We start from the raw sequence: 22,466 nt of genomic DNA, 5'->3' as shown, positions 1-22,466 counted from the left end.
ACCCCGTGTCCTTTGATGGGCGCACGGTCACATGCAGGTCTTACTCAAATTTGAATCAAGAAAGTTAAGACGCCGGATTGGCCTCGGGCCGGCTTTGAATCCATCCGCGCTGTTGCACGCGCGCAACGCATTGCGCGCAACTTAACGCGACATTATCCCTACCGAATTGCTGCGCTATGGTGACGACATTGCCTTCGACTGCACATGCTCGGGCCGCACGCCGAGCGCAAGCAGACGCGCGGGAATGCCCTGCAGCCATGGCAGCGCCGTGATGAGGCGCACGACCAGCGGCACCTTCAGCGGCCGGTCGCCGCCCTGCAGGGCTCCGCTGATGATGTTGTTCTGCACGGCCACCTGCATGGCTTGCGTCATCTTCACCGGGAATTCCCGCCGGCGGCGCACGGCATCGAGCTCGTTCTCGGACGGGCAGCCATGCGCAAGCTTGTCCGCGAGCAAATTGGCGGTCGCCACCGCATCCTGCACGGCGAGATTGACGCCGACGCCGCCGACCGGCGACATCGCATGCGCGGCATCGCCGATGCACAGCAGGCCCGGCCGCGTCCAGCGCGGCAGGCGGTTGATCGCGACGGTGAGCAGCTTGACGTCGTCGAAACTCTTCACCTCGGAAATCCCGCTTCCGAGCACCGGTGCCATCCGCACGATGTCGTCCAGCAGTGCTTGCAATCCCCTCGCCTTCACCGCGTCGTATTGTCCCTTGGCAATGACATAGGCGCATTGCCAGTAGTCGCCGCGGTCGAAGGTGATCATCATCTTGCCGGGCTCGACGCGCGCGAACAGGTTCTCGGTCTCGTCAGGCTTGCGGCCGGCGCGAAACCACAGCACGTCCATCGGCGCGCCGATCTCCTCCACACTGAGCCCCGCGCGTTCGCGCACGATCGAATGCCGGCCGTCGCAAGCAATGGTGAGATCGGCTTCGATGTCGATCGGCCCCTCCAGGGTCTTTGCACGCACCCCGGTGACGGTATCGCCGCGGCGGATCAGGTCGACGGCTTCCGTGTTCATCATCACCTCGAGCGAAGCAAAGCGCTTGCCGGCCTCGCGCATAAAATTCAGAAAATCCCATTGCGGCATGAAGGCGATGAACGGGTACTTCGTGTGCAACCGGCCGAGATCGGCGATGCGCACATGCGTGCCGCCGAACAGGCCGTCCATCTTCTGCAGGCGCTGGTGCGGCAGCTTCAGGAAGGCGTCGATCAGGCCGAGCTCGTCCATGACCTGAAGCGTCGAGGGATGCACGGTGTCGCCGCGGAAGTCGCGGAAGAAATCCGCATGCTTCTCCAGCACCACGACCTCGATGCCGGCGCGCCCCAGGAGATAGCCGAGCATCATGCCGGCAGGCCCGCCGCCGACGATGCAGCACCGGACCTTCACGGAACGCGCCTGGGTTGGCTGTGACGCGGCTGGTTCCACGATCGGATCCTCGGTTACGACTTTAGTCCTCTTCGCACTGCAACAGCATTGAATTGGTTTGCCGCAGCGGTGAATGGCCGTTAGCGTTGCAATGACGTCGATCGATTTCGGGAAGTTGCGGTGCAAACGATTCTCATAGTGCTCGGCATCTGGCTGCTGATCAACGTACTTTTCGTCGTGATCATGCTGCCGCCGCGCAAGCCGCAGACGCCGGATCGGCACGGCACCGGCACGCTCGCGCCGGTGCGAATCGACCAGAACGGCTATCCGTTCGAGGAGCAGGAGAAGTTCCTGCTTCGCCATGTCGTCATCTCGATCGCCTTGGGGGCATTCTTCTCGCTGGCACCGCCCTTGATGGAAGCAATTGACTCCATCAAGCGCGCCATCAGGAAGCGCCGCGGCTGACAGCGTTTCGCGAAGGAACAACTTCTCCGCGCCGAGGCGTCATCAGATCCTCAGGCCATCTCCGAAGCGCTTAGTTGTTGCTGCGGTTGGCGGCGCGGAAACTCTTGATCTCCGACACGCTGCCATCGCGATAGGTCAACTCCACCGAGACGGACTGCGTCGCCGGGGCGAGCTTCATGTAGAGCGGCATGCCGGCGCTGATCGCGCTGGGATCGCGCATGTCGCAATTCGGCATCTTCAGCACCTGGTTCGGCACGGCGGTGTCGATGCCGATGCGCACCTCGCGGATGGCGCAGCGATACGAAACCAGATGCGTGTAGTAGAGGAGCAGCCCGTTGAACTCGCGAAACGACAGCCAGCTCGTCGCGGTCATGTCGAGGATCTTGCGCTGGTCGCGGATCAGCGCGGCCTCCGGATCGAACTTGATCGGAAACGGCCCCTGCATGTCGCCGGACTGGTCGACATAGCGAACCTCGATGGTGCCGGCCGCAGCGTCCGGCGGCAATTCGATCGACGGGTTCGGCATCCGCTTGCGCGTGCGCGGATCGAGCGTGTCGATGAATCCGGTTTCGCGGAAATCGGCATTGCCGGCCATGCGCCAGGAAATACCGAGCGTGGGGTCGGCGAAAGAGAACACCACGCTCCAGCCACCATTGTGCCGCGAGAAGCTCGCGATCGGCGCATTGGTGGTTTCCTCCTTCGGCAGGCGCGGCACCGACACCGGCGGCAGCGCTGCGACCTTCTGCGGCGGAGGAACGGCCGGGCGCGCGGTGGCATCCTTGGCGATACCGCTGAGGAAGACGTCGTCGACCATCTGGTCGAAATAAACCGGCACCTGCCTGTGTTTGACTGTGCCGGCCATCTCACTGACGAGACGACGGGTACGCTGCGCCACCTGCACGAGGTTCTCGCCGGGCTCGAGCAGCTCCCTGGCAAAGGTGCGCGTGAATACCGAATTCGGATTGGAATCGTCGTTGGAGAGACGATCAAGAGCGGTCTGGCGGGGACCTGCCGAGAACACCGAGAACACGCCCTCTGGCAGTTGCGTCATTGGCGCCAGCCCGCCGGAACCTGCGACTGCACGCGTCCCGCCGCGTTCGAACGGATTGTTGCGGCAGGCGTCGAACACCAGGATCGAGGTCCGCGCCTTCTTGTTCTGCAAGCGCTCGATGATGCGGTCGGCGAGGATCGAAGCGTCGCGCACCAGTTCTTCCTGCCCTTCCGTCGCCGCCGGCACGTCGGTCGGCAGCAGGTAGTTCTGGCCCGCAATCTCGAAACCGTGGCCGGCGTAGAAGAAGAACGCGGTGTCGCCGGGCTCGACCGTCCGGTCGAAGGCGAGCAACGTCTCGGAGAATTGCTGCCGGCTCTGGTTCTCGGCGACCATCACCTGGAAGCCGAGCTGCTTGAGCGTATCGCCCATGGTGCGGGCGTCGTTGACGGCCTTGAGCAGTTTCGGGACGTTCCTGTAGTCGTTGTTGCCGACGACGAGCGCGACGCGCTTCTCGGCCTGGGCCGGAAGAGCGATCGCGCTCAGGCACGCCGCAAGGCCGAGTGCTGCCAGAATTCTGAAAGGCCGACGCGTCATCGCAAGATTCCCGTTGCAGGACGGCGCTCCGCCGGTTCCTTCGAACAGAGGTTCATTGGAACCGCCCACCGCTAATGTGATAGTCGGTCCAGCCATATCGACGGTTCAACAGGCGATCGCCTCCGGTTCCATCACACCTCTATGGCAGATTCCTCCGGAATCTGCTTTTTCTTGGACCATCATCTTGGGCAATCGCACTGGAAGCGGGGCTGCCGTGTATCGCTGGTGCACCGACGAAGTCGAATCGCATGACCGCTTCGACTATTGGCGCGAGGTGCGTTCCAAAGGCCTGTTCGGCGTCACCGCCGAACTCGAACGCGAACGGCGCGGCGACTTCTACGGCGAATTCTCGCTGCGTCAGATCGGCGGCGCCGGCCTCGTCGAGTTGAAGGCCTCGCACTATACGGTCGAACGCAGCGCCTCCGACATCGCCTACGCGCCCGGCGACAGCATCTGCGTCTACCAGCAGCTTGGCAGCGGCGGCTGGTTCGGCGGCATGCGCGCAGGCGATTTCGCGATCGCCAATGGCAGCTTCGCCACCAGCCACACCGACCAGCCCTATCGCACTGCGCCGCTCGGTGCGGCCGGCTTCCACCTGCGGATCCTGAAAATCCCCGTGAGCGGCCTGTCGACGCAGGACAAGCGCATGCGCGAGCTTGTGCCCCGGCGGTTCGACGATCCCGGCCTGGCGCCCCTGCTCGAGGCCTGCTTCGCCGACCTCGGCGAGGCCGCAGCGGGCGACGACGGCGTCAGCGTGGCGCCTCCTCTCGTCGAGGACTCCCTGGTTCAAGCGCTCGGCCATCTGGCGCTGATCGAGCGCGGCATCGTGCGGCCCGGCAGCCGGCTTGGCCAGGCGGCGCTGCGAACCGCGCGCCACTCGCAAGCACGGCGCCTGATCGCGCGTCACCTGCAAGACCCCAATCTGGCACCGGCGATGGTGGCCGCCCTGCTCGGCGTGTCCGTGCGTCACCTGCATATGCTGTTCGAATCCGCGACAAGGAGCTTCTCGCAGACGGTAACCGATGAGCGCCTGAAGCAGAGCCGCCGCCTGATGCGCGAGGCGCCAAACCGGCTGATCGCCGACATCGCGACCTCCTGCGGCTTCGAGAGCCTGGCGACCTACTATCGAGTCTTCAACGCCGCCTACGGGATGGCCCCGGGCGATTTCCGCGCCCAGGCGGAGCGTTAGCGTTCCGGCCCCGGCTGCAGGCCGGTCGACGGTCGGGGCGGAAAACCCAGTCGCGCCCGCTATTTGGGCGAAAAGCTCAGGTTTTTTAGGGTCTTCCCGCGCCCGCTCCATTGACTTTGCCCGATTCCCGCCTATGTTCCGAAGCGACGCGGCTCAGATCGAAGACCGATTCCTGAGCCTTGCGCTTGGTTCGCGTGAGTCAGCACCCCCAGCTTCTTTGAGAGCGCGCCGTTTCGGGGTGGAACGCGACAGCCTTATTACCCTCGATTCCGAACGGCGGTTTCGAGCAGAGGCTCAATGTCCTTTTCAAATCTCGGACTATCCGAAAAGTCCTCGCCGCAGTGGCGGCCACAGGTTACACCACCCCCACCCCCATCCAGGAACAGGCGATCCCCCACGTCCTCGCCCGCAAGGATGTGCTCGGCATCGCCCAGACCGGCACCGGCAAGACCGCGGCCTTCGTGCTGCCGATGCTCACCATCCTCGAAAAGGGCAGAGCCCGGGCGCGCATGCCGCGCACGCTGATCTTGGAGCCGACCCGCGAGCTTGCGGCGCAGGTGAAGGAAAACTTCGACCGCTACGGGGCCGGACAGAAGCTCAACGTCGCCCTCCTGATCGGCGGTGTCTCGTTCGGCGACCAGGATGCCAAGCTGACGCGCGGCGTCGACGTCCTGATCGCAACGCCCGGCCGCCTGCTTGACCATACCGAGCGCGGCGGTCTGCTGCTCACCGGCGTCGAGCTTCTCGTCATCGACGAAGCCGACCGCATGCTGGACATGGGCTTCATTCCCGACATCGAACGCGTTTGCAAGCTCGTCCCGTTCACGCGGCAGACCCTGTTCTTCACCGCGACCATGCCGCCGGAGATCCGGCGCATCACCGAGACCTTCCTGCACAATCCGCAGAAGGTCGAAGTGTCCAAGCCCGCCACCACCGCCGTGACCGTCACGCAGTGTCAGGTCCCTGCCGGGCGCGAGGCGCACGAGAAGCGCGAATTGTTGCGACGCCTGCTGCGGGAGGCCAAGGATCTCCAGAACGCGATCATCTTCTGCAATCGCAAGCGTGAGGTCGCCGTCGTACACAAATCGCTGCAGAAGCACGGTTTCAGCGTCGGCGCCCTGCACGGCGACATGGACCAGTCGGCCCGCACGGCGGCGCTCGAACAGTTCCGCAAGGGCGAGCTGCCGCTGCTTGTGGCCTCTGACGTCGCCGCCCGCGGCCTCGATATCCCCGAGGTCAGCCACGTCTTCAATTTCGACGTTCCCCACCATCCCGACGATTACGTCCATCGCGTCGGCCGTACCGGCCGCGCCGGCCGCACCGGCACCGCGATCTCGCTCGTGACACCGCTCGACCAGAAGTCGATGGTCGCCATCGAGAAGCTGATCGGCCAGACCATTCCGCGCGCCGAGGGCGATTACGAAGTGAGCGCCGACAGCGCCGAGCAGAGCGAGCGTCCGCGCGACCAGCGTGGCCGCGAACGTTCGCGCGGCGGACGCGGCAAGCCGCAACGCGGCCGCGGCGACCGGGAACGCAGCCAAGAGCCGCGCGAAGCGCGCGGCGAGGCGAGACACGCTTCTGAGCCGAGACACGCTCCTGAGCCTAGGCCTGCGGCAGAAGCGCGGCCCGCGCCCGAGTCGAGGCCTGCGCGCGAAGCAAGGCCTCCCCGTGAGGCCCGGGCTTCCTCCGAGCCGCGTCACAGCTCGCGCCCGCAAGCCAATACGGCGCATGTGCCCTCGATCGGGCGTCCCGAGCCGCGCCGCCAGCGCGACGCTGACAGCGAGCCGGGCGATCATTCGCATCTTCCGGCGTTTCTGCTCCGGCCGGTGCGCTCCCCCGCCGGCGCCTGAACCACGATGCACCAGGAGTCGCGGTTGAGCAGGATCGCCGCGACACTTTTTCTGATGCATGGAAGCCCGTATATTTACTGACCGTTCACAATCCCCCGCTAGCCTACGAACATAATTTAAGCATTGCAGCGACCGGCCGCGCACCGATCGCCGTGGGGAATGTTCCGTGGTCAAGGTGCTCGACGAACACGAACGCACGATGGCGTTTGCCGAAGTGGCGCTCGGTCAGATCCGGTCGCTTCGGCAAACCGCGATCCCTCGCAATTACGAGATATGGTACGTCTACGCCACCGGCTATAACGCTCCGCTCAACAAGATCATCAACGAGACGCTGGCGCGCCACGGCAAGCTGACCGAAGGCGATCTCGAGCAGATCTACGAGACCTATCTCTCCCACATCAAGACCACCGACCGCATCGACAAGGTGGGTGCGCGCGTCATCGGTGAGATCGACGACGTGATGAAGGTCTTGAGCGAAGCGCTCGGGATGACCGGCTCCTACGATGCCAGCCTGTCGGGCGCGACCGAAAGACTTTCGTCCGCCAAGAACCGCGACCAGATCAAGTCGATCGTCGAGGCACTGCTGCGTTCGACCAGCGAAATGCGCGAGACCAACAAGGCGCTCGAGGACCGGCTCACGCTGTCCAAGAGCGAGATCAGCAATCTCCAGCAGAGCCTCGAGGCGATCCGCGCAGAGAGCCTGACCGATCCGCTCACGGGGCTCGGCAACCGCAAATATTTCGATCGCATGATCGACATGGCCGTGCAGAACGCGCTTGCGTCGGGCGAGCCGCTCTCACTGCTGCTGTTCGACATCGACCACTTCAAGTCGTTCAACGATTCCTACGGCCATCTCACCGGTGACCAGGTGCTGCGGCTCGTCGGCCTTTCGCTGAAGCAGACTATCAAGGGCCAGGACATCACCGCGCGCTATGGCGGCGAGGAATTCGCGGTGGTGCTGCCCAGCACCGCGCTGCGCCAGGCCCTGACGGTGGCCGACCACATCCGCCGCGCGGTGATGGCGAAGGAATTGAAGAAGAAGTCGACCGGCGAGATCCTCGGCCGCGTCACCATCTCCGTCGGCGTCGCCATGCTCAAGCCGGGCGACGACACCGACGCGTTGATCGAGCGCGCGGATGCCTGCCTCTACGCCGCCAAGCGCAACGGCCGCAACCGCGTGATCTGCGAAGCCGATCCGGAATTCGCCGTCGAGACCCACGGCCGGGTGGCGTGACGCCGAAGCGGCGCGCGCTTGACATTCAAACCTGCCGAACGACATCTTCCTCGCCGTGAGCATCCAGAGGACCAGTCGTCGTGGCCAACCCTCATGACTTTCACACCCCGCAACCGTCCTACACCAGGGAAGAGCTGCTGAGATCTGGCGAAGGCGGCTATTTCGGCCCGGGCAATGCGCAACTGCCCGCACCGCCCATGCTCATGATGGACCGCATCACCGAGATCAGCGTGGACGGCGGCGAATTCGGCAAGGGCCACATCACGGGCGAGCTCGACATCGCACCCAGCCATTGGTTCTTCGATTGCCACTTTCGCGGTGATCCGATCATGCCGGGAAGCCTTGGCCTCGATGCGATGTGGCAGATGATCGGCTACTGGCTCGGCTGGTCGGGATCGCCGGGCAAGGGCCGCGCCATCGGCGTCGGCGAGGTGGACGCCACGGCATTCATCACGCCGGATACAGTATGCGTGCGCTACGAGGTCGCCATGCGCATGGTCCGGCGCGGCAAGCTGGTGCTCGGAATTGCCGACGGCCGCGTGCTTGCGGACGGCCTCTGTGTTTTCACGGCCAAGGATATGAGGGTTGGCCTGACCAAGGCCGTGGAGTGAGGTCTCGCAGGGTAAGCACGCCCCCTACCGTACCGCTCTCCTGGTCGCTTTCTTGGCCTGACGCTTTTTGCCCGCGAGCATCTTCGCGATGGCCTTTTTCGCAGGCTTGCTCGCCGCTTTCTTCTTCGGCCGCTTCACCTTGGCGCGCTGGGCGGCGGCAAGCGCAGCCCTCGCCCATCTGACGAGATCCTCGGAATCGTCGAACAGGCGCGCCGGCAACTCCCAGTAGGAGTTGACCGTCACGGTCTTGGCGCGGGTCGAATACTGGAACGGCTTTGAGCCTTCGGCTTCATAGTCCGGGATGGTCGTCGCGTCGGCGCGGAAGAACAGGCCGGCGCTCAAGGCGAGCGCGAAATTGATGCCGTCGGCGGAGATGCCGTAGCCTGAGAACATCTTGCGGATGGTGACGGGGCCAAAATCGGCGAACAGGTCGATCAGGAATTCGCGGTCCATGGGAGGCTTCCCTGCGCATGCAAGCGAACCCTCATAGCATCCCCGTCATTGCGAGCGAAGCGAAGCAATCCAGACTACCGCCTCGGAGACGCTCTGGATTGCTTCGCTTCGCTCGCAATGACGACCGGGCTTACCCGTCGATCTTGGCCGGGCGCAGCTCGACCGACTCGCCGCAGCCGCAGGCGGAGACCTGGTTGGGATTGTTGAAGACGAACTGGGCCTGCATCTTGTCAGCCTTGTAGTCCATCTCGGTGCCGAGCAGGAACAGCACGGCCTTGGGGTCGACCAGGATCTTGACGCCCTTGTCCTCGACGACCTCGTCGGTCGGGCGAACATCATGGGCGTATTCGACCGTGTAGGACTGGCCGGCACAGCCGCCGTTCTTCACGCCGACGCGCAAGCCGACGATCTCCGAGTCTGCGCGGCTCGTCAATTCGCTGATGCGCTGGGCGGCAGCGTCGGTCAGCCGCATCACCTGCGGGCGTGGCCGCCGCGGCTTGGGAGTGGATGCTGGTGTTGAGCCTGACGATATCTGGGTCATGTCAATGATGTGGTCCGTTGCGGCGCGAATTCAATGCCGAGGATTTAGAGCAAGCGTTACGCGTCACCACATGTTGAGCACGAGGCGGGCCTCGTCGCTCATGCGTTCCGGCGTCCAGGCCGGCTCCCAGACGACCTTGACGTCGACCACGCCGACGCCGGGAACGCTGGCGACCGCGTTTTCGACCATGGTCGGCAGTTCGCCGGCGGCTGGGCAGTTCGGCGTCGTCAGCGTCATCTGGACGTCGACCGAGCGGTCGTCCTTGATCTCGACCTTGTAGATCAGGCCGAGCTCGTAGATGTCGGCCGGAATCTCCGGATCGAACACGGTCTTGAGACCGGCGATAATCTCGGTGGTGAGACGTTCGGTTTCCTCAGGCGGCAGCGCCGAATGAGTTTCCATCGGATTGGCTTTGATTTCGGCCGTGTCACTCATGCGAACAAATCCCGCGCCTTCAAAAGCGCCTGTGCCAGATGATCGACTTCTTCCCGCGTATTATACATGCCGAACGACGCCCGGCAGGTGGCGGTCACGTTGAACCGCTCTAAAAGCGGCATCACGCAATGGGTGCCGGCGCGCACCGCAATGCCCTGGCGGTCGATCACGGTGGCGACGTCGTGGGCGTGGGCGCCCTTCAGCTCGAAGGAGATCACCGGGCCCTTGCCCCGCGCGGTGCCGATCAGCCGCAGCGAGTTGATCTCGCGCAGCTTCTCCTGGGCGTAGGTGACCAGATCGTGCTCGTGGGCCGCGATGCGCTCCTTGCCGATCGAATTGACATAGTCGATGGCGGCGCCAAGGCCGATCGCCTCGACGATGGCGGGCGTGCCGGCCTCGAACTTGTGCGGGGGATCGCCATAGGTGACGACGTCACGCGAGACCTCGCGGATCATCTCGCCGCCGCCGTTGAAGGGACGCATCGCGACGAGGTGGTCGTACTTGGCCCAGAGCACGCCGATGCCGGTCGGGCCATAGACCTTATGGCCGGTGAAGACATAGAAGTCGCAGCCGATGTCCTGGACGTCCACGGGCAGATGCACAGCACCCTGGCTGCCGTCGACCAGCACGGGAATGCCACGGGCGTGGGCGATCTTCACGACGTCCTTGACCGGCACGATGGTGCCGAGCGCGTTCGACATCTGCGTGATCGCGACCAGCCTGGTCTTCGCCGTCAGCAGCTTCTCGAACTCGTCGATCAGGAAATTGCCCTCGTCGTCGACCGGCGCCCATTTGATCACCGCGCCCTGGCGTTCCCTGAGGAAATGCCACGGCACGATATTGGAATGGTGCTCCATGATCGAGATGACGATCTCGTCGCCCTCTTTGATGTTCGGCCCGCCCCAGGACGAGGCGACCAGGTTGATCGCCTCCGTCGCGTTGCGGGTGAAGATCACTTCCTCGGTGCGGGGCGCATTGATGAACTGCGCGACCTTGGTCCGTCCGCCCTCATAGGCTTCCGTCGCGGCATTGGCGAGGTAATGGAGGCCGCGATGCACGTTGGCGTATTCGCTGGTATAGGCCTGCGTCATGCGGTCGAGCACGGCACTGGGCTTCTGCGCCGATGCGGCATTGTCCAGATAGACAAGCGGCTTGCCATAAACTTGCATGGCGAGCGCCGGGAAATCCTGGCGCACGCGCGCGACGTCGTAAGTGCCGTTCTTGACCGCGGGATGCGTGCTCATTGGCGACGCTCCAGCCAGCGCTCGGCAATGCCGATCACGTGCTCGCGCAAGCCGTCGTCGGCGATCTGCTCGATGGCCTCGCCGACGAAGGCCTGGATCAGCAGCGCCTGGGCCTGCTTCTCGGGCAGACCGCGGGCCTTCAGATAGAACAAGAGACTGTCGTCGAGCGCGCCGGCGGTGGCACCGTGGCCGCAGGAGACGTCGTCAGCAAAGATTTCCAGCTCGGGCTTGTTGTCAGCCTCGGCTTCGTCCGAGAGCAGCAGCGCGCGGATCATCATCTTGCCGTCGGTCTTCTGCGCGTCGGGACGAACGATGATGCGGCCCTGGAACACGGAATGGGCCCGATCGTCGAGCACGGCGCGGAAGATTTCGCGGCTGACGCAGTTCGGCACGGCGTGGTCGACGACCAGCGTCGTGTCGCCATGTTCGGTCTTCTGCAACAGGTTCGCGCCGTTGACGAGGAGCTCACTGCCCTCGCCCGCCAGCGTGATGAAACCCTGGAGGCGGCTCACGGCTGCACCAGTGGTCATGTTGAAGAAGTTCAGCTTGGAATTCGCACCGACCGTGACGAATTGCGAGGTGATGTTCACGGCGTCAGGCGCATCGTCCATCAGCCGGATATGCGCGACGTCGGCGTCGTCGCCAATGGTGACGATGACGGCGTCGTTGACCTGGTAGGCTTTCGCACCAGCCGCGACGAAGCTCTCGATGATGGTGGCGCGGGCGCCGTTCCCGACCTTCACCTGCGAACGGGTGAAGGTCGACACGGAAGCGGCGGTCGCGATGTGGATGATCTGGATCGGTGCGGACAGCTGTGCGCCGTCCGCGATCGACAGAACGACGCCGTCGGTCGCCAACGCGGCATTCAGCGCGATCACGGCATCGGTGGTCGCGGTCTTCAGCAGAGCGGAATCCTGCTCCAGCGTTTCCCGCAACGTCCCAACGCCCGCCTCGGCAGCCAGCGCCTTGGCGTCGGAGAGATCGGCCGCGAACACGCCGTCGACCAGAACCAGCTTGCGGGCGCCATCGATCGCGTGCGCCTTCACGGCGTCAGCGGCAAGTTTCAGCGCGGCCGCATCGGGCGCGACCGCAAGCGGCAGCACCTCGCCGACCAGCGCGCGCAGATCGGTATATTTCCATTCCTCGATCCGGCGATGCGGAAGGCCGAGACGCTCATAGGTCTCGAACGCCTCGCGGCGCGCCGCGATCACGGAAGGCGACCCCGGCAGCCGGCCTTCGGCACTGGCGAAGAGATCGCTCACCGCGCGGCCGTTTCCGGTCTTTGCCACAGCAACGTTCATCGCAAAATTCCTTACGCGGCATCCTCGAACTGGGCGTAGCCGGTCGCTTCCAGCTCCAGCGCCAGTTCCTTGCCGCCGCTCTTCACGACACGACCCTTCGACATCACGTGCACGATGTCGGGCACGATGTAATTCAGGAGCCGCTGATAGTGGGTGATGACGACCATCGCGCGCTTCGGCGAGTGCAGCGCATTGACGCCGTCGGCCGCGATGCGCAGCGCGTCGATGTCGAGGCCGGAATCCATCTCGTCGAGGATGCACAGGCTCGGCTCGAACAGCGCCATCTGCAGCACCTCGTTGCGCTTCTTCTCGCCGCCGGAGAAGCCGACATTGACGCCGCGCTTGAGCATGTCCTGCGGGATGTTCAGCGACTTCGAGACCTCGCGGACTTTCTTCAGGAAGTCCGGCGTCGAATATTCGCTCTCGCCGCGCGCCTTGCGCTGCGCGTTCAGCGCGGTGCGCAGGAACGTCATGGTGGCAACGCCGGGAATCTCGACCGGATACTGGAACGCCAGGAACACGCCCTTGGCGGCGCGCTCTTCCGGTTTCATCTCCAGCAGGTCTTCGCCCTTGAACAGGATCTGGCCGCCGGTGACCTCATAGCCTGGCTTACCGGCGATGACATGCGAGAGCGTCGATTTGCCGGAGCCGTTCGGCCCCATGATGGCGTGGATCTCGCCCTCGTTCACGGTCAACGTCAGGCCGTGGAGGATCTCACGCTCCTCGACACGAACCTGCAGGTCTTTCACTTCAAGCAAAGCCATCTTGGTATCCAGTTTATTCAATTGATGCATGGAGCGCCGCAGCGCACCGCGAGGGTCGGAGCTAACCGACCGACCCTTCGAGCGAGATCGAGATCAGCTTCTGCGCTTCCACCGCGAACTCCATCGGCAGTTGCTGCAGCACGTCCTTGACGAAGCCGTTGACGACGAGGCCGACAGCCTCTTCCTGGCTGAGCCCGCGCTGGATGCAGTAGAACAGCACGTCCTCGGAGATCTTCGAGGTCGTGGCTTCGTGCTCGAACGTCGCGGACGAGTTCTTGGCCTCGATGTACGGCACGGTGTGCGCGCCGCATTTGTCGCCGATCAACAGAGAATCGCACGCTGTGAAGTTGCGCGCACCGGTCGCTTTCCGATGCGCCGTGACGAGGCCGCGATAGGTGTTCTGCGACTTGCCGGCGGCGATGCCCTTGGAGATGATCCGGCTCGACGTGTTCTTGCCGAGATGGATCATCTTGGTGCCGCTATCGACCTGCTGATAGCCGTTCGAGATCGCGATCGAATAGAATTCGCCGCGCGAATTGTCGCCGCGGAGAATGCAGCTCGGGTACTTCCAGGTGATCGCCGACCCGGTCTCGACCTGGGTCCAGGAGATCTTGGAATTGTTGCCCCGGCAGTCGCCACGCTTGGTGACGAAATTGTAGATGCCGCCCTTGCCTTCCGAATTGCCGGGATACCAGTTCTGCACCGTCGAATATTTGATCTCGGCATCGTCATGGGCGACGAGCTCGACCACGGCCGCGTGGAGCTGGTTCTCGTCGCGCTGCGGCGCGGTGCAGCCTTCGAGATAGCTGACGTAGGAGCCCTTGTCGGCGATGATCAGCGTGCGCTCGAACTGGCCGGTGTTGCGCTCGTTGATGCGGAAGTACGTGGACAGCTCCATCGGGCAGCGCACGCCGGGCGGCACGTAGACGAACGAGCCGTCGGAGAACACCGCCGAGTTCAGCGTCGCGTAGAAATTGTCCGAGGTCGGAACCACCGAGCCCAGATATTTCTGCACCAGTTCGGGGTGCTCGCGGATCGCTTCCGAGATCGGCATGAAGATCACGCCGGCCTTCTTCAGCTCGGCCTTGAAGGTGGTCGCAACCGAGACCGAGTCGAACACCGCGTCGACCGCGATCTTGCGCCTGTTGGGGTCCTGCTCGCCGGGCTTGGGCTCGACGCCTTCGAGCATGGCGACCTCCCGCAAGGGGATGCCGAGCTTCTCATAGGTCTTCAGGATCTCGGGATCGATCTCGTCGAGCGAGGTGATCGTCTTCTTCGGCTTCGGCGCCGAATAGTAATAGAGGTCCTGGAAGTCGATCTTGGGATAGTCGACGCGGGCCCAGGTCGGCTCGGTCATGGTCAGCCAGCGCCGATAGGCCTCGAGCCGCCACTGGAGCATCCAGGCGGGTTCGTTCTTCTTCTCGGAGATGAACCTGACGGTATCTTCGGACAGCCCCTTGGGGGCCTTGTCGGATTCGATCTGGGTCTCAAACCCATAACGATACTGGTCGACGTCGATGCGCTTCACGCGATCGACCGTCTCTTGCACGGCTGGCATTCTATCCTCCGCTCGCGGTTTCAAGGACCGCGGTGGATCAAAGTCGGACGAGTATTACGATGTTTTTGGCAGAAAGCACGTGCTTAGAACCGTTCAAGCCGTGTTTCATCGCTTAGGCTCTAAGTAGGGTATTACCGAGCTTTCGCCAAGCCTCTAACGCCCTGTTGATGTCATCGGGTTCCGTGGACCAGCCCAGACTGAGGCGCACCGCTCCCTGAGCCACGGCGGCATCATACCCCATCGCCGACAGCACGTGCGAGGGCTGCACCTTGCCCGACGAACAGGCCGAGCCCGAGGACACCGCCACGCCTTCGAGGTCGAAGCCGATCACGGCGGTCTCCGCCTTCAGGCCAGGCGCGGTAAACAGGACGGTATTTGGCAACCGCTGAACGTCCTCGGCGAAGACCATCCCACCGGCAATCGCGCGAATACCGTTTTCCAAGCGATCCCTGAGGGTTGCTATCCGCTGCGCATCCTCCGGCAGAGCCTGAAGCGCGACTTTTACCGCCGCCCCGAAGCCGGCGATGCCCGCGACATTCTCGGTTCCCGCACGGCGGTTCTGCTCCTGCCCGCCGCCCCGCAACACCGGTTCAAGCCCGGCAACTCCCTCCGCCACGACCAGCGCGCCCACCCCTTGGGGCCGCCGATCTTGTGCGCAGAAAAAGTCGCAAGGTCGGCCCCCACTACATTGATATCGAACGGAATTTTCCCCAGCGCCTGGATCGCGTCGACATGCAGCAGGCCGCCGGCCTCGTGAACGATCCGGGCGGCCTCCGTGACCGGCTGGATTGCCCCCGTCTCGTTGTTCGCCGCCATGATCGAAACCAGTGCCGGCGGCCCGTCTCCGAGCAGCGCCTCGAGATGGCCGAGGTCGATCACGCCGGAGCCTGTGGCCCTGACCTGGCCGATCCTGTCCGCCGGGAACCGGCTGCCTGCCAGCACCGAGGCATGCTCGATCGCCGAGACCAGCAACCGCTCGACAGGGCCGCCGGACCGCCCCCGCAAGCCGGGCGACAGCGACAGCGCGTTGGCCTCGGTTCCGGCGGAGGTGAACACGACGTTGCGCGGCAACGCCCCCACCGCCGCGGCAAGCGTGGCGCGGGCGTCCTCGACCAGCCGCCGCGCCTCCCGCCCCTCGGCGTGGACTGAGGACGGATTGCCGATCAGATCGTACGCGGCGAGCATCGCAGCCCGTGCCTCGACGCGCAGCGGGGTGGTCGCATTCCAGTCGAGATAAACGCGCTTGCGCATGAAAGTAATATATTACCTCAGGGGCGACAGCTGCTCACCCGTTTCGATGCCCGACATGGGCTGCTGCTAGCCGCTTGGCAACCATGATTCCGGTCCGCGCCGCGCCATGACATGCCGGTGACACGCTAACACCTTGACCCCATTGCGGGATGTTCAAGATGCTTGCTTTTTGACCCACGCCTCATGCTAGAACGCGCGCGTCAGTTCACCGCGCGCCGCTCGCGCATCATCCGAGGGCGCCGCTCCACCCTTCCATTCGCGGCTTGGTCGGCACAGCAGCCGATGAAGTTCGTGCCATCGGTTGGTTGTTGAGGACCGCCTTCAAGGGATCAAGAGATCATCCATGCCTGAAGTTATTTTCACTGGCCCAGCCGGCCGTCTCGAAGGCCGCTATCACCCGGCCAAGCAGAAGAACGCGCCGATCGCGATGGTCCTGCATCCGCATCCGCAGTTTCATGGCACGATGAACCATCAGATCATCTACCAGTGCTATTACGCGTTCGCGCATCGCGGTTTCTCGGTGCTGCGCTTCAACTTCCGCGGCGTCGGCCGCAGCCAGGACTCGTTCGACCACGGTACCGGCGAATTGTCGGATGCGGCGGCCGCGCTCGACTGGGCGCAGACCATCAATCCCGAAGCGCGCGCCTGCTGGGTCGCCGGCTTCTCCTTCGGCGCCTGGATCGGCATGCAACTCCTGATGCGCCGCCCCGAGGTCGAAGGTTTTATTTCGATCGCGCCACCGGCCAACCTCTACGACTTCTCGTTCCTCGCGCCCTGCCCGTCCTCGGGCCTGATCGTGCATGGCGAGAAGGATGCGGTGGTGCCGCCCAAGGACGTCAACACGCTGGTCGAGAAGCTGAAGACGCAGAAGGGCATCGTGATCGACCAGCAGATCATCCCCGGCGCCAACCACTTCTTCGACGCCAAGCTCGAGCCGCTGATGGAAACCATCACGGCGTATCTCGACATGCGTCTGGCGAACGTGCGGTAAAGTCCTGTAGCCCGGATGGAGCGAAGCGAAATCCGGGACCCTCTCGCTTGTGGCAACACCCCGGATTGCGCTTCGCTCCATCCGGGCTACGAGACCAAGGCGCGGCTCAAGCCGCGAGCTTGAGCAGATGCGCGTCGTGGCGCATGAGAAACGCGCGCAGCAATTGCTGATAGTCTGCGCCGACCGCAGTACGGACGCTCGGGCGCTTCGCAAGCTCGGCACGCCACGCCCGCACCTTCGGCACATCCCTGAAGATACCGTGCTCGGTCAGCTCGTCGAACAGATCGAAATAACGGAAGATTGGCGCGAACACCGCGTCGACCAGGCTGAACGCTTCGCCTGCGAAATAAGGCCCCGCGCCGAGCGCAGCTTCGACACGCGCGAACTTCGCCGCCAGCGCCTGACGCTTGCTCTCGAACGTCGCGGGATCGGTCGTGGTCTCCAAGCCCCAGAGATCGCCGAGGGTCGCCGAGCCGAACTCCATCCAGGCGCGGTGCTCGGCACGCTTCAACGCATCGGCCGGATGCAGCTTCGCGCCTGCTTGCGTCTCCTCGATGTATTCGCAGATCACGTTGCTCTCGAACAGCGCGACCTCGCCCTTGTCCGTCGTCACCACCAGCACCGGCACCTTGCCGAGCGGTGAGAGCTTCAGGAACCAATCGGGCTTGCTGGCGAGATCGATGTCGATCCGCTCGAACGGAACGCCCTTCTCCTTCAGCGCGATCACACCGCGCTGCACATAGGGGCAGAGTTTGTGGCTGATAAGCTTGAGAGAAGCGGTCATGGCAATGATCCCGGCGGTTCGATGCAACTGCACTCAAGATAGATGCAATTGCATGAACACGTCAAGATCAATGCACTTGCATTAATCAGCCGTGATGGCTCATGGCCGTGCGATCACCCCGCCCGTCATCGGCATCGGCACGCCGGTGGTAGCCGGATAGGACAGCGGCAGGCCTTTCAGGCCGCGGGCCGCGAGGAAGCCGAAGGCCTGGGCCTCGATCGCGTCGGAGGCCCAGCCGAGCGTCTCGGCGGCCTCGACCGTGGCTGAACCGACCCGCTCCCGCAGCATCCGCAGCATCGTGAGGTTGCGGGCGCCGCCGCCGCAGACGATCCAGCTTCGCGGCCGCCGCGGCAGCAGCGGAATGACGCGCGCGATCGCGGCTGCAGTGAAGGCGGTCAGCGTCGCGGCACCGTCGGCCGGCGGCACATCGCCGAGCTTCAAGGCGGCAAAGTCGTTGCGGTCGAGCGATTTCGGCGGCGGGCTCGCGAAAAACGGCAGCTCCAGCGCACGCGCGATCCAGGCCTCGTCGGCCTTGCCCTGAGCTGCGAACTTGCCCTCCGCGTCGAATGCCTGGTTCATGGTGCGGTACATGAAATCGTCGAGCAGCGCATTGCCGGGCCCGGTGTCGCAGGCGATCAGCGTGTCGTTGCCGTCGATATAGGTGATGTTGGAGACGCCACCGATATTGACCACCACGATCGGTCCCTCGCGCGCCAGCGAGTTGGCGAGTGCACGGTGGTAGACCGGCACGAACGGCGCGCCCTGCCCGCCGGCCTCGACGTCGGCGGCGCGGAAATCGTGCATCACGGGGATATGGATCGCTCTCGCCAGTGTGGCGGCGTCACCGATCTGCACCGTCAGCCGCCGCTCGGGACGGTGCAGCACGGTCTGGCCGTGGAAGCCCACGATGTCGATGTCCTCCGGCCTCATCCGGTTCTGGGCGACGAACGCCGAGACCGCCTCGGCATGTGCCTGCGTCACCGCGCGCTCCGCCTCGGCCAGAATGCCCGGCCGGGCATCGCGTTGCGGCAGGTGCACGGCCTCGGACAATGCCTGGCGCAGCAGGTTGCGCTCCGCCGGACTATACGGCCGGTAGCCGGATGGTCCGAACGCTTTCACCTGCTTTCCGTCGGTTTCGATCAGCGCGACGTCGACCCCGTCCAGCGAGGTGCCGCTCATCAGACCGAGTGCCGTCAACATCATGGATCAGCGTCCTCAAGAGGCCCCTGCCAGCAGGCCGATCTTGTGCCAGAGGGACGCATCTTATAATGCCTCAGCGCCAAGTGGCGGGCGGTAAGCGAGTTCCCACGGAAAGACGCTTAAATTGCGCCCGAAACAGTAAACCAAGAATTGTCAGGCACGCCGACAGATGACCGCATTTAAATCGGATTTCCTCAATATCCTGCAAGAGCGTGGATTCATCCACCAATGCTCCGATTTCGAAGGGCTGGACGCCCTCGCCGCCAAGGGCGAGGCGATCGCCTATGTCGGCTACGATTGCACCGCCCGCTCGCTGCACATCGGCAACTACCTGACCATGATGATGCTGCACTGGCTGCAGCAATCCGGCAACAAGCCGATCACGCTGATGGGCGGCGGCACCGCCATGGTCGGCGATCCCTCCGGCAAGGACGAGACGCGCGCGATGCGCACCGTTGCCGAGATCGAGGCCAACAAGGAATCGATCCGCGGCGTGTTCGCCAAAGTGCTGAATTACGGCGACGGCAAGAGCGACGCCATCATGCTCGACAATGCCGAATGGCTGACCAAGCTGAACTGGATCGAGATGCTGCGCGACGTCGGCCGGCACTTCTCGGTCAACCGCATGCTGACCATGGACTCCGTGCGGCTGCGCCTCGAGCGCGAGCAGGAGATGAGCTTCATCGAGTTCAACTACATGGTCTGCCAGGCCTACGATTTCGTCGAACTCGCCAAGCGCACCGGCTGCCATTTGCAGATGGGCGGCTCGGACCAGTGGGGCAACATCATCATGGGCGTCGATCTCGGCCGCCGCATGGGCACCCACCAATTGTTCGCACTCACGACGCCGCTGCTGACCACGGCATCCGGCGCCAAGATGGGCAAGACCGCACAGGGCGCGGTGTGGCTCAACGCCGACCAGTTCTCGCCGTATGACTTCTGGCAGTATTGGCGCAACACCGAGGATGCCGATGTCGGCAGGTTCCTGAAGCTGTTCACGACGCTGCCGATGAGCGAGATCAAGAAGCTCGAGGCGCTCGGCGGCTCGGAGATCAACGAGGCCAAGAAGGTGCTCGCGACCGAAGCGACCGCGCTGCTGCACGGCCGCGATGCCGCCAACGAGTCAGCCGAAACCGCGCGACGCACCTTCGAGGAAGGTGCGCTCGCCGAGAGCCTGCCGACGGTGGAAATTCCGCGGGGCGAACTCGACGCCGGCCTCGGCGTGCTCAACGCCTTCGTCAAGGCCGGCCTCGTCGCCTCCAACGGCGAGGCGCGGCGCCAGATCAAGGGCGGCGGCCTGCGCGTCAACGACGAGCCCGTCACCGACGAAAAAATGGCGCTTTCGATGGCCAGCCTGACGCCGGAAGGCGTGATCAAGCTGTCCTTCGGCAAGAAGAAGCATGTCCTCATCAAGCCTGCATAGGCGCATGAGCTTTTGATGCTTGTCAGGGCGCGCCGAAGCGCGCTCCCTGATGGGCAATGGACCAGAAAACGCGCAGGGGAACGACCAGGGACAACGGAGCTGCGATGCAGCAGGGCGCGGTGCGCACTGCGCTCATCGTGCTCGCGCTGTGCTTCACACTGGCTGTGCTCGGCCGGGGCCTCAGTGAAAGCTTCACCGTCTTCCTGAAGCCGATCTCGGAAAGCTTCGGCTGGGACCGTGCGCAGGTCGTCTCGATCTACTCGCTGACCTGGCTCATCAGCGGACTGACCGCGCCGCTGGTCGGACGCCTGTTCGATCATTCCGGACCACGCATCGTCTACGCGCTCGGCCTGTTCCTGCTCGGTTCGGCCTTTCTGATCGCGGCACACGCGCAATCGCTCTGGCAGTTCCAGCTCTCGATCGGATTGTGCCTCGGCGTCGGCGTTGCCTTCATCGGCAATGTGCCGAACTCGATCCTGCTCGGCCGCTGGTTCGGCCGAAAGCTGCCGACCGCGATGGCGGTGGTGTACTCGGCGATGGGCGGCGGCGTGCTCGCGCTGCTGCCGGCCTCGCAGCTCCTGATCGATCATCTCGGCTGGCGCGAGACCTACCAGTTGTTCGGCTTCGCCGCGCTCGGCCTGCTGGTGCCGCTGCTGCTGTTGCCGTGGCGGCTGTTTGCATCCGGCTCGCCGCATGTCGCCAAGAAGACCGATCCCGATTTCGTCGACCACGGCTGGACGCTGGTGAGCGCCATGCGTCACCACGCCTTCTGGGCGCTGTTCTCGACCTTCTTCTTCACCGCCGTCGGCATGTATGCGATCGCCGCGCAAATCGTCGCCTATCTGATCGATGCCGGCTTCCCGCCGCTCCAGGCCGCAACCGCCTGGGGCTTTTCCGGTGTCGTCTTGGTGTTCGGCATGCTCGGGGTCTCCGCGCTCGACGGGCTGATCGGGCGCCGGCCGTCCGTCCTGCTCAGCTACGCGATCTCGATCATCGGCATCGTCCTGCTCTGGCTGTTGCAGTATTATCCTGATGTCATCCTGCTCACCGGATTCGTCGTCTGCTTCGGCAGCATGATGGGCTCGCGCGGGCCGCTGATCACGGCAACCGCGATGAATATCTTTCGAGGCAAGCGCGTCGGCACCATCTTCGGCACCATCTCGATCGGCAGTGGCCTCGGCTCGGCATTCGGCTCATGGAGCGGCGGACTGATCCATGACGCGACGCATGGCTACAACGCGCTGCTCGCCTTCGCACTTGCGAGCGTGGTGCTCGGAATGATCCCGTTCCTCATAGTGCCGGCCTTGCGGCGCTAGGTCTCCCGGAAGTAACCTGCGCGCATTCGCGTCACCGGACAATTACGGACAGACGCGCTCCAAACAGGCGCAAAAAATGCGGACCACGCCCGGCTGAAAACGCAGCCTGCGGTGTTTTGTCCGACATGACAAAAATGTCAGCGCGAATTGAGCTTGGGCGACTTGCGGGGTGGAACTGAATGCGGTCCAAGTCGCAACCATTGGATGGAGGGCACAAACCAATGAACTTTCCCTATCTCGTTCGCTTTCAACCGGTTCTCTTGAGCCTGTTTCGCTTCATCACCGGCCTGCTGCTGTTTCAGTACGGCGTCGCCAAGCTGTTCAAGTTTCCGGTGCTCCCCTACTTCGCGAACATCCCCCCGCTGATCTACGCGGCCGGCACGCTCGAGCTCGTGCTTGGCGCGCTCCTGATGATCGGCCTGTTCACTCGCCTTGCAGCCTTCATCCTCTCGGGTGAAATGGCTTTCGCCTACTTCATGGGCCACATGCTCAAGGGCGAAACGCCGGTGTTCCTGCCGCTGCTCAATGGCGGCACCGCGGCGATCCTGTTCTGCTTCGCCTGCCTCTACCTCTCGGCAGCCGGCGGCGGTTCAGTCAGCGCCGATGCGGCGATGGGCAAGGACTAGCGGGTCGACCAGCAACGCATTGCGCGATGCTCACGCGAGCGCAATTAACGCACAAGTAACGGATGGCATCGGCAGCCTTGCCGGTGTCATCTAGCGCGAGCCCAGCACGTTCCAGATCAGGACGAGGGCCGCTGCGAGCAGCACGGACATGACGAGGCGGTGGGCGAATCGGCTCATTGCCGCTCCTGCCAGTCCCGCTGACCACCAAAGTCTGAGATCGGTCGTCGCCAGCATCCGTGCCGGCGTGTGCCGATGGATGTCGATTCGTCTGCAC

19 protein-coding genes and 2 pseudogenes are annotated in these 22,466 nt (G+C 64.0%); 9 read left to right on the top strand and 12 right to left on the bottom strand.

The window, feature by feature from the left end; all coding sequences use genetic code 11:
• Positions 1–174: 174 nt before the first annotated feature.
• Complete coding sequence (locus tag ACQ86E_RS29970; protein WP_431203036.1) at positions 175–1,431, bottom strand: FAD-dependent oxidoreductase; 1,257 nt, start codon at positions 1,429–1,431, stop codon at positions 175–177.
• Between the two features lie 120 nt (positions 1,432–1,551).
• Here ACQ86E_RS29970 and ACQ86E_RS29965 point away from each other — a divergent pair, with 120 nt between their 5' ends.
• Positions 1,552–1,836 (top strand): hypothetical protein, encoded by a 285-nt coding sequence (locus ACQ86E_RS29965; RefSeq protein ID WP_431203035.1) that lies wholly within the window; start codon positions 1,552–1,554, stop codon positions 1,834–1,836.
• Positions 1,837–1,906: 70 nt separating this feature from the next.
• Here the strand turns inward: ACQ86E_RS29965 and ACQ86E_RS29960 are convergent, their stop codons facing one another.
• Positions 1,907–3,421: a caspase family protein gene (locus tag ACQ86E_RS29960; protein WP_431203034.1), complete on the bottom strand. Its 1,515-nt coding sequence runs from the start codon at positions 3,419–3,421 to the stop codon at positions 1,907–1,909.
• Between the two features lie 214 nt (positions 3,422–3,635).
• Here ACQ86E_RS29960 and ACQ86E_RS29955 point away from each other — a divergent pair, with 214 nt between their 5' ends.
• The 4 genes and pseudogenes from ACQ86E_RS29955 to fabA all read left to right on the top strand — a co-directional run bounded on the left by ACQ86E_RS29955 (position 3,636) and on the right by fabA (position 8,305).
• Complete coding sequence (locus ACQ86E_RS29955) at positions 3,636–4,610, top strand: AraC family transcriptional regulator (RefSeq protein WP_431206597.1); 975 nt, start codon at positions 3,636–3,638, stop codon at positions 4,608–4,610.
• A 297-nt stretch (positions 4,611–4,907) separates the two neighbouring features.
• Positions 4,908–6,460 (top strand): annotated as a pseudogene (locus ACQ86E_RS29950) (DEAD/DEAH box helicase).
• Positions 6,461–6,626: 166 nt separating this feature from the next.
• Entirely contained in the window at positions 6,627–7,694 is a 1,068-nt protein-coding gene (locus tag ACQ86E_RS29945; protein WP_431203033.1) for a GGDEF domain-containing protein, read from the top strand.
• Positions 7,695–7,774: 80 nt separating this feature from the next.
• Positions 7,775–8,305 (top strand): bifunctional 3-hydroxydecanoyl-ACP dehydratase/trans-2-decenoyl-ACP isomerase, encoded by a 531-nt coding sequence (gene fabA / locus ACQ86E_RS29940; protein WP_431203032.1) that lies wholly within the window; start codon positions 7,775–7,777, stop codon positions 8,303–8,305.
• A gap of 24 nt (positions 8,306–8,329) precedes the next feature.
• Here fabA and ACQ86E_RS29935 read toward each other — a convergent pair whose 3' ends face one another.
• From ACQ86E_RS29935 to ACQ86E_RS29900, 8 genes and pseudogenes are all read right to left on the bottom strand, one after another.
• Positions 8,330–8,758 carry a TfoX/Sxy family protein gene (locus tag ACQ86E_RS29935; protein ID WP_431203031.1) on the bottom strand — a complete coding sequence of 143 codons (429 nt, stop codon included), beginning with the start codon at positions 8,756–8,758 and terminating at the stop codon, positions 8,330–8,332.
• Between the two features lie 130 nt (positions 8,759–8,888).
• Positions 8,889–9,299, bottom strand: coding sequence for a HesB/IscA family protein (locus ACQ86E_RS29930; protein ID WP_143844933.1), 411 nt, complete (start codon positions 9,297–9,299; stop codon positions 8,889–8,891).
• Positions 9,300–9,362: 63 nt separating this feature from the next.
• On the bottom strand, positions 9,363–9,734 hold the full coding sequence (locus ACQ86E_RS29925; RefSeq protein ID WP_015686425.1) for an SUF system Fe-S cluster assembly protein: 372 nt from the start codon (positions 9,732–9,734) through the stop codon (positions 9,363–9,365).
• Positions 9,731–10,978 (bottom strand): cysteine desulfurase, encoded by a 1,248-nt coding sequence (locus tag ACQ86E_RS29920; RefSeq protein WP_431203030.1) that lies wholly within the window; start codon positions 10,976–10,978, stop codon positions 9,731–9,733. The genes ACQ86E_RS29925 and ACQ86E_RS29920 overlap by 4 nt, the downstream gene beginning before the upstream one ends.
• Entirely contained in the window at positions 10,975–12,279 is a 1,305-nt protein-coding gene (sufD, locus tag ACQ86E_RS29915; RefSeq protein ID WP_431203029.1) for a Fe-S cluster assembly protein SufD, read from the bottom strand. Before sufD ends, ACQ86E_RS29920 begins: the two co-directional genes overlap by 4 nt.
• A gap of 11 nt (positions 12,280–12,290) precedes the next feature.
• Positions 12,291–13,043: a Fe-S cluster assembly ATPase SufC gene (gene sufC, locus ACQ86E_RS29910; RefSeq protein WP_162005814.1), complete on the bottom strand. Its 753-nt coding sequence runs from the start codon at positions 13,041–13,043 to the stop codon at positions 12,291–12,293.
• Between the two features lie 61 nt (positions 13,044–13,104).
• Positions 13,105–14,601 carry a Fe-S cluster assembly protein SufB gene (gene sufB, locus ACQ86E_RS29905; protein WP_431203028.1) on the bottom strand — a complete coding sequence of 499 codons (1,497 nt, stop codon included), beginning with the start codon at positions 14,599–14,601 and terminating at the stop codon, positions 13,105–13,107.
• Between the two features lie 112 nt (positions 14,602–14,713).
• Positions 14,714–15,852, bottom strand: a pseudogene (locus ACQ86E_RS29900) (cysteine desulfurase family protein).
• 343 nt (positions 15,853–16,195) lie between these two features.
• Between ACQ86E_RS29900 and ACQ86E_RS29895 the strand changes: the two are divergent.
• The gene (locus tag ACQ86E_RS29895) at positions 16,196–16,843 is read left to right on the top strand and encodes an alpha/beta hydrolase (protein ID WP_431203027.1); all 648 of its coding nucleotides are present in this window, start codon (positions 16,196–16,198) and stop codon (positions 16,841–16,843) included.
• A gap of 106 nt (positions 16,844–16,949) precedes the next feature.
• Here the strand turns inward: ACQ86E_RS29895 and ACQ86E_RS29890 are convergent, their stop codons facing one another.
• A complete protein-coding gene (locus ACQ86E_RS29890; RefSeq protein WP_431203026.1) occupies positions 16,950–17,627 on the bottom strand; it encodes a glutathione S-transferase family protein in 678 nt (225 codons plus the stop codon).
• Positions 17,628–17,726: 99 nt separating this feature from the next.
• Complete coding sequence (locus tag ACQ86E_RS29885; RefSeq protein ID WP_431203025.1) at positions 17,727–18,830, bottom strand: anhydro-N-acetylmuramic acid kinase; 1,104 nt, start codon at positions 18,828–18,830, stop codon at positions 17,727–17,729.
• A gap of 166 nt (positions 18,831–18,996) precedes the next feature.
• Here ACQ86E_RS29885 and tyrS point away from each other — a divergent pair, with 166 nt between their 5' ends.
• From tyrS to ACQ86E_RS29870, 3 genes are all read left to right on the top strand, one after another.
• Complete coding sequence (gene tyrS / locus ACQ86E_RS29880) at positions 18,997–20,250, top strand: tyrosine--tRNA ligase (protein WP_431203024.1); 1,254 nt, start codon at positions 18,997–18,999, stop codon at positions 20,248–20,250.
• A 56-nt stretch (positions 20,251–20,306) separates the two neighbouring features.
• Complete coding sequence (locus tag ACQ86E_RS29875) at positions 20,307–21,566, top strand: MFS transporter (protein WP_431203023.1); 1,260 nt, start codon at positions 20,307–20,309, stop codon at positions 21,564–21,566.
• Positions 21,567–21,787: 221 nt separating this feature from the next.
• Entirely contained in the window at positions 21,788–22,192 is a 405-nt protein-coding gene (locus tag ACQ86E_RS29870; protein WP_431203022.1) for a DoxX family protein, read from the top strand.
• Positions 22,193–22,466: the final 274 nt, after the last annotated feature.

The sequence above is a fragment of the Bradyrhizobium betae genome, assembly GCF_050632175.1.
GTDB classification, from domain to species: domain Bacteria; phylum Pseudomonadota; class Alphaproteobacteria; order Rhizobiales; family Xanthobacteraceae; genus Bradyrhizobium; species Bradyrhizobium betae_B.
The sequence above is the reverse complement of the archived record's forward strand: the minus strand, read 5'-3'. Positions and strand labels throughout refer to the sequence as shown.

What these genes read in the sequence shown, in the direction of transcription:
- ACQ86E_RS29925 (WP_015686425.1), bottom strand. Translation starts at nt 9,734, where the DNA reads ATGAGTGACACGGCCGAAATCAAAGCCAATCCGATGGAAACTCATTCG.
- ACQ86E_RS29895 (WP_431203027.1), top strand. Translation starts at nt 16,196, where the DNA reads ATGCCTGAAGTTATTTTCACTGGCCCAGCCGGCCGTCTCGAAGGCCGC.
- ACQ86E_RS29920 (WP_431203030.1), bottom strand. Translation starts at nt 10,978, where the DNA reads ATGAGCACGCATCCCGCGGTCAAGAACGGCACTTACGACGTCGCGCGC.
- ACQ86E_RS29935 (WP_431203031.1), bottom strand. Translation starts at nt 8,758, where the DNA reads ATGGACCGCGAATTCCTGATCGACCTGTTCGCCGATTTTGGCCCCGTC.
- ACQ86E_RS29960 (WP_431203034.1), bottom strand. Translation starts at nt 3,421, where the DNA reads ATGACGCGTCGGCCTTTCAGAATTCTGGCAGCACTCGGCCTTGCGGCG.
- ACQ86E_RS29875 (WP_431203023.1), top strand. Translation starts at nt 20,307, where the DNA reads ATGGACCAGAAAACGCGCAGGGGAACGACCAGGGACAACGGAGCTGCG.
- ACQ86E_RS29885 (WP_431203025.1), bottom strand. Translation starts at nt 18,830, where the DNA reads ATGATGTTGACGGCACTCGGTCTGATGAGCGGCACCTCGCTGGACGGG.
- ACQ86E_RS29870 (WP_431203022.1), top strand. Translation starts at nt 21,788, where the DNA reads ATGAACTTTCCCTATCTCGTTCGCTTTCAACCGGTTCTCTTGAGCCTG.
- sufD (WP_431203029.1), bottom strand. Translation starts at nt 12,279, where the DNA reads ATGAACGTTGCTGTGGCAAAGACCGGAAACGGCCGCGCGGTGAGCGAT.
- sufB (WP_431203028.1), bottom strand. Translation starts at nt 14,601, where the DNA reads ATGCCAGCCGTGCAAGAGACGGTCGATCGCGTGAAGCGCATCGACGTC.
- ACQ86E_RS29930 (WP_143844933.1), bottom strand. Translation starts at nt 9,299, where the DNA reads ATGACCCAGATATCGTCAGGCTCAACACCAGCATCCACTCCCAAGCCG.
- tyrS (WP_431203024.1), top strand. Translation starts at nt 18,997, where the DNA reads ATGACCGCATTTAAATCGGATTTCCTCAATATCCTGCAAGAGCGTGGA.
- ACQ86E_RS29890 (WP_431203026.1), bottom strand. Translation starts at nt 17,627, where the DNA reads ATGACCGCTTCTCTCAAGCTTATCAGCCACAAACTCTGCCCCTATGTG.
- sufC (WP_162005814.1), bottom strand. Translation starts at nt 13,043, where the DNA reads ATGGCTTTGCTTGAAGTGAAAGACCTGCAGGTTCGTGTCGAGGAGCGT.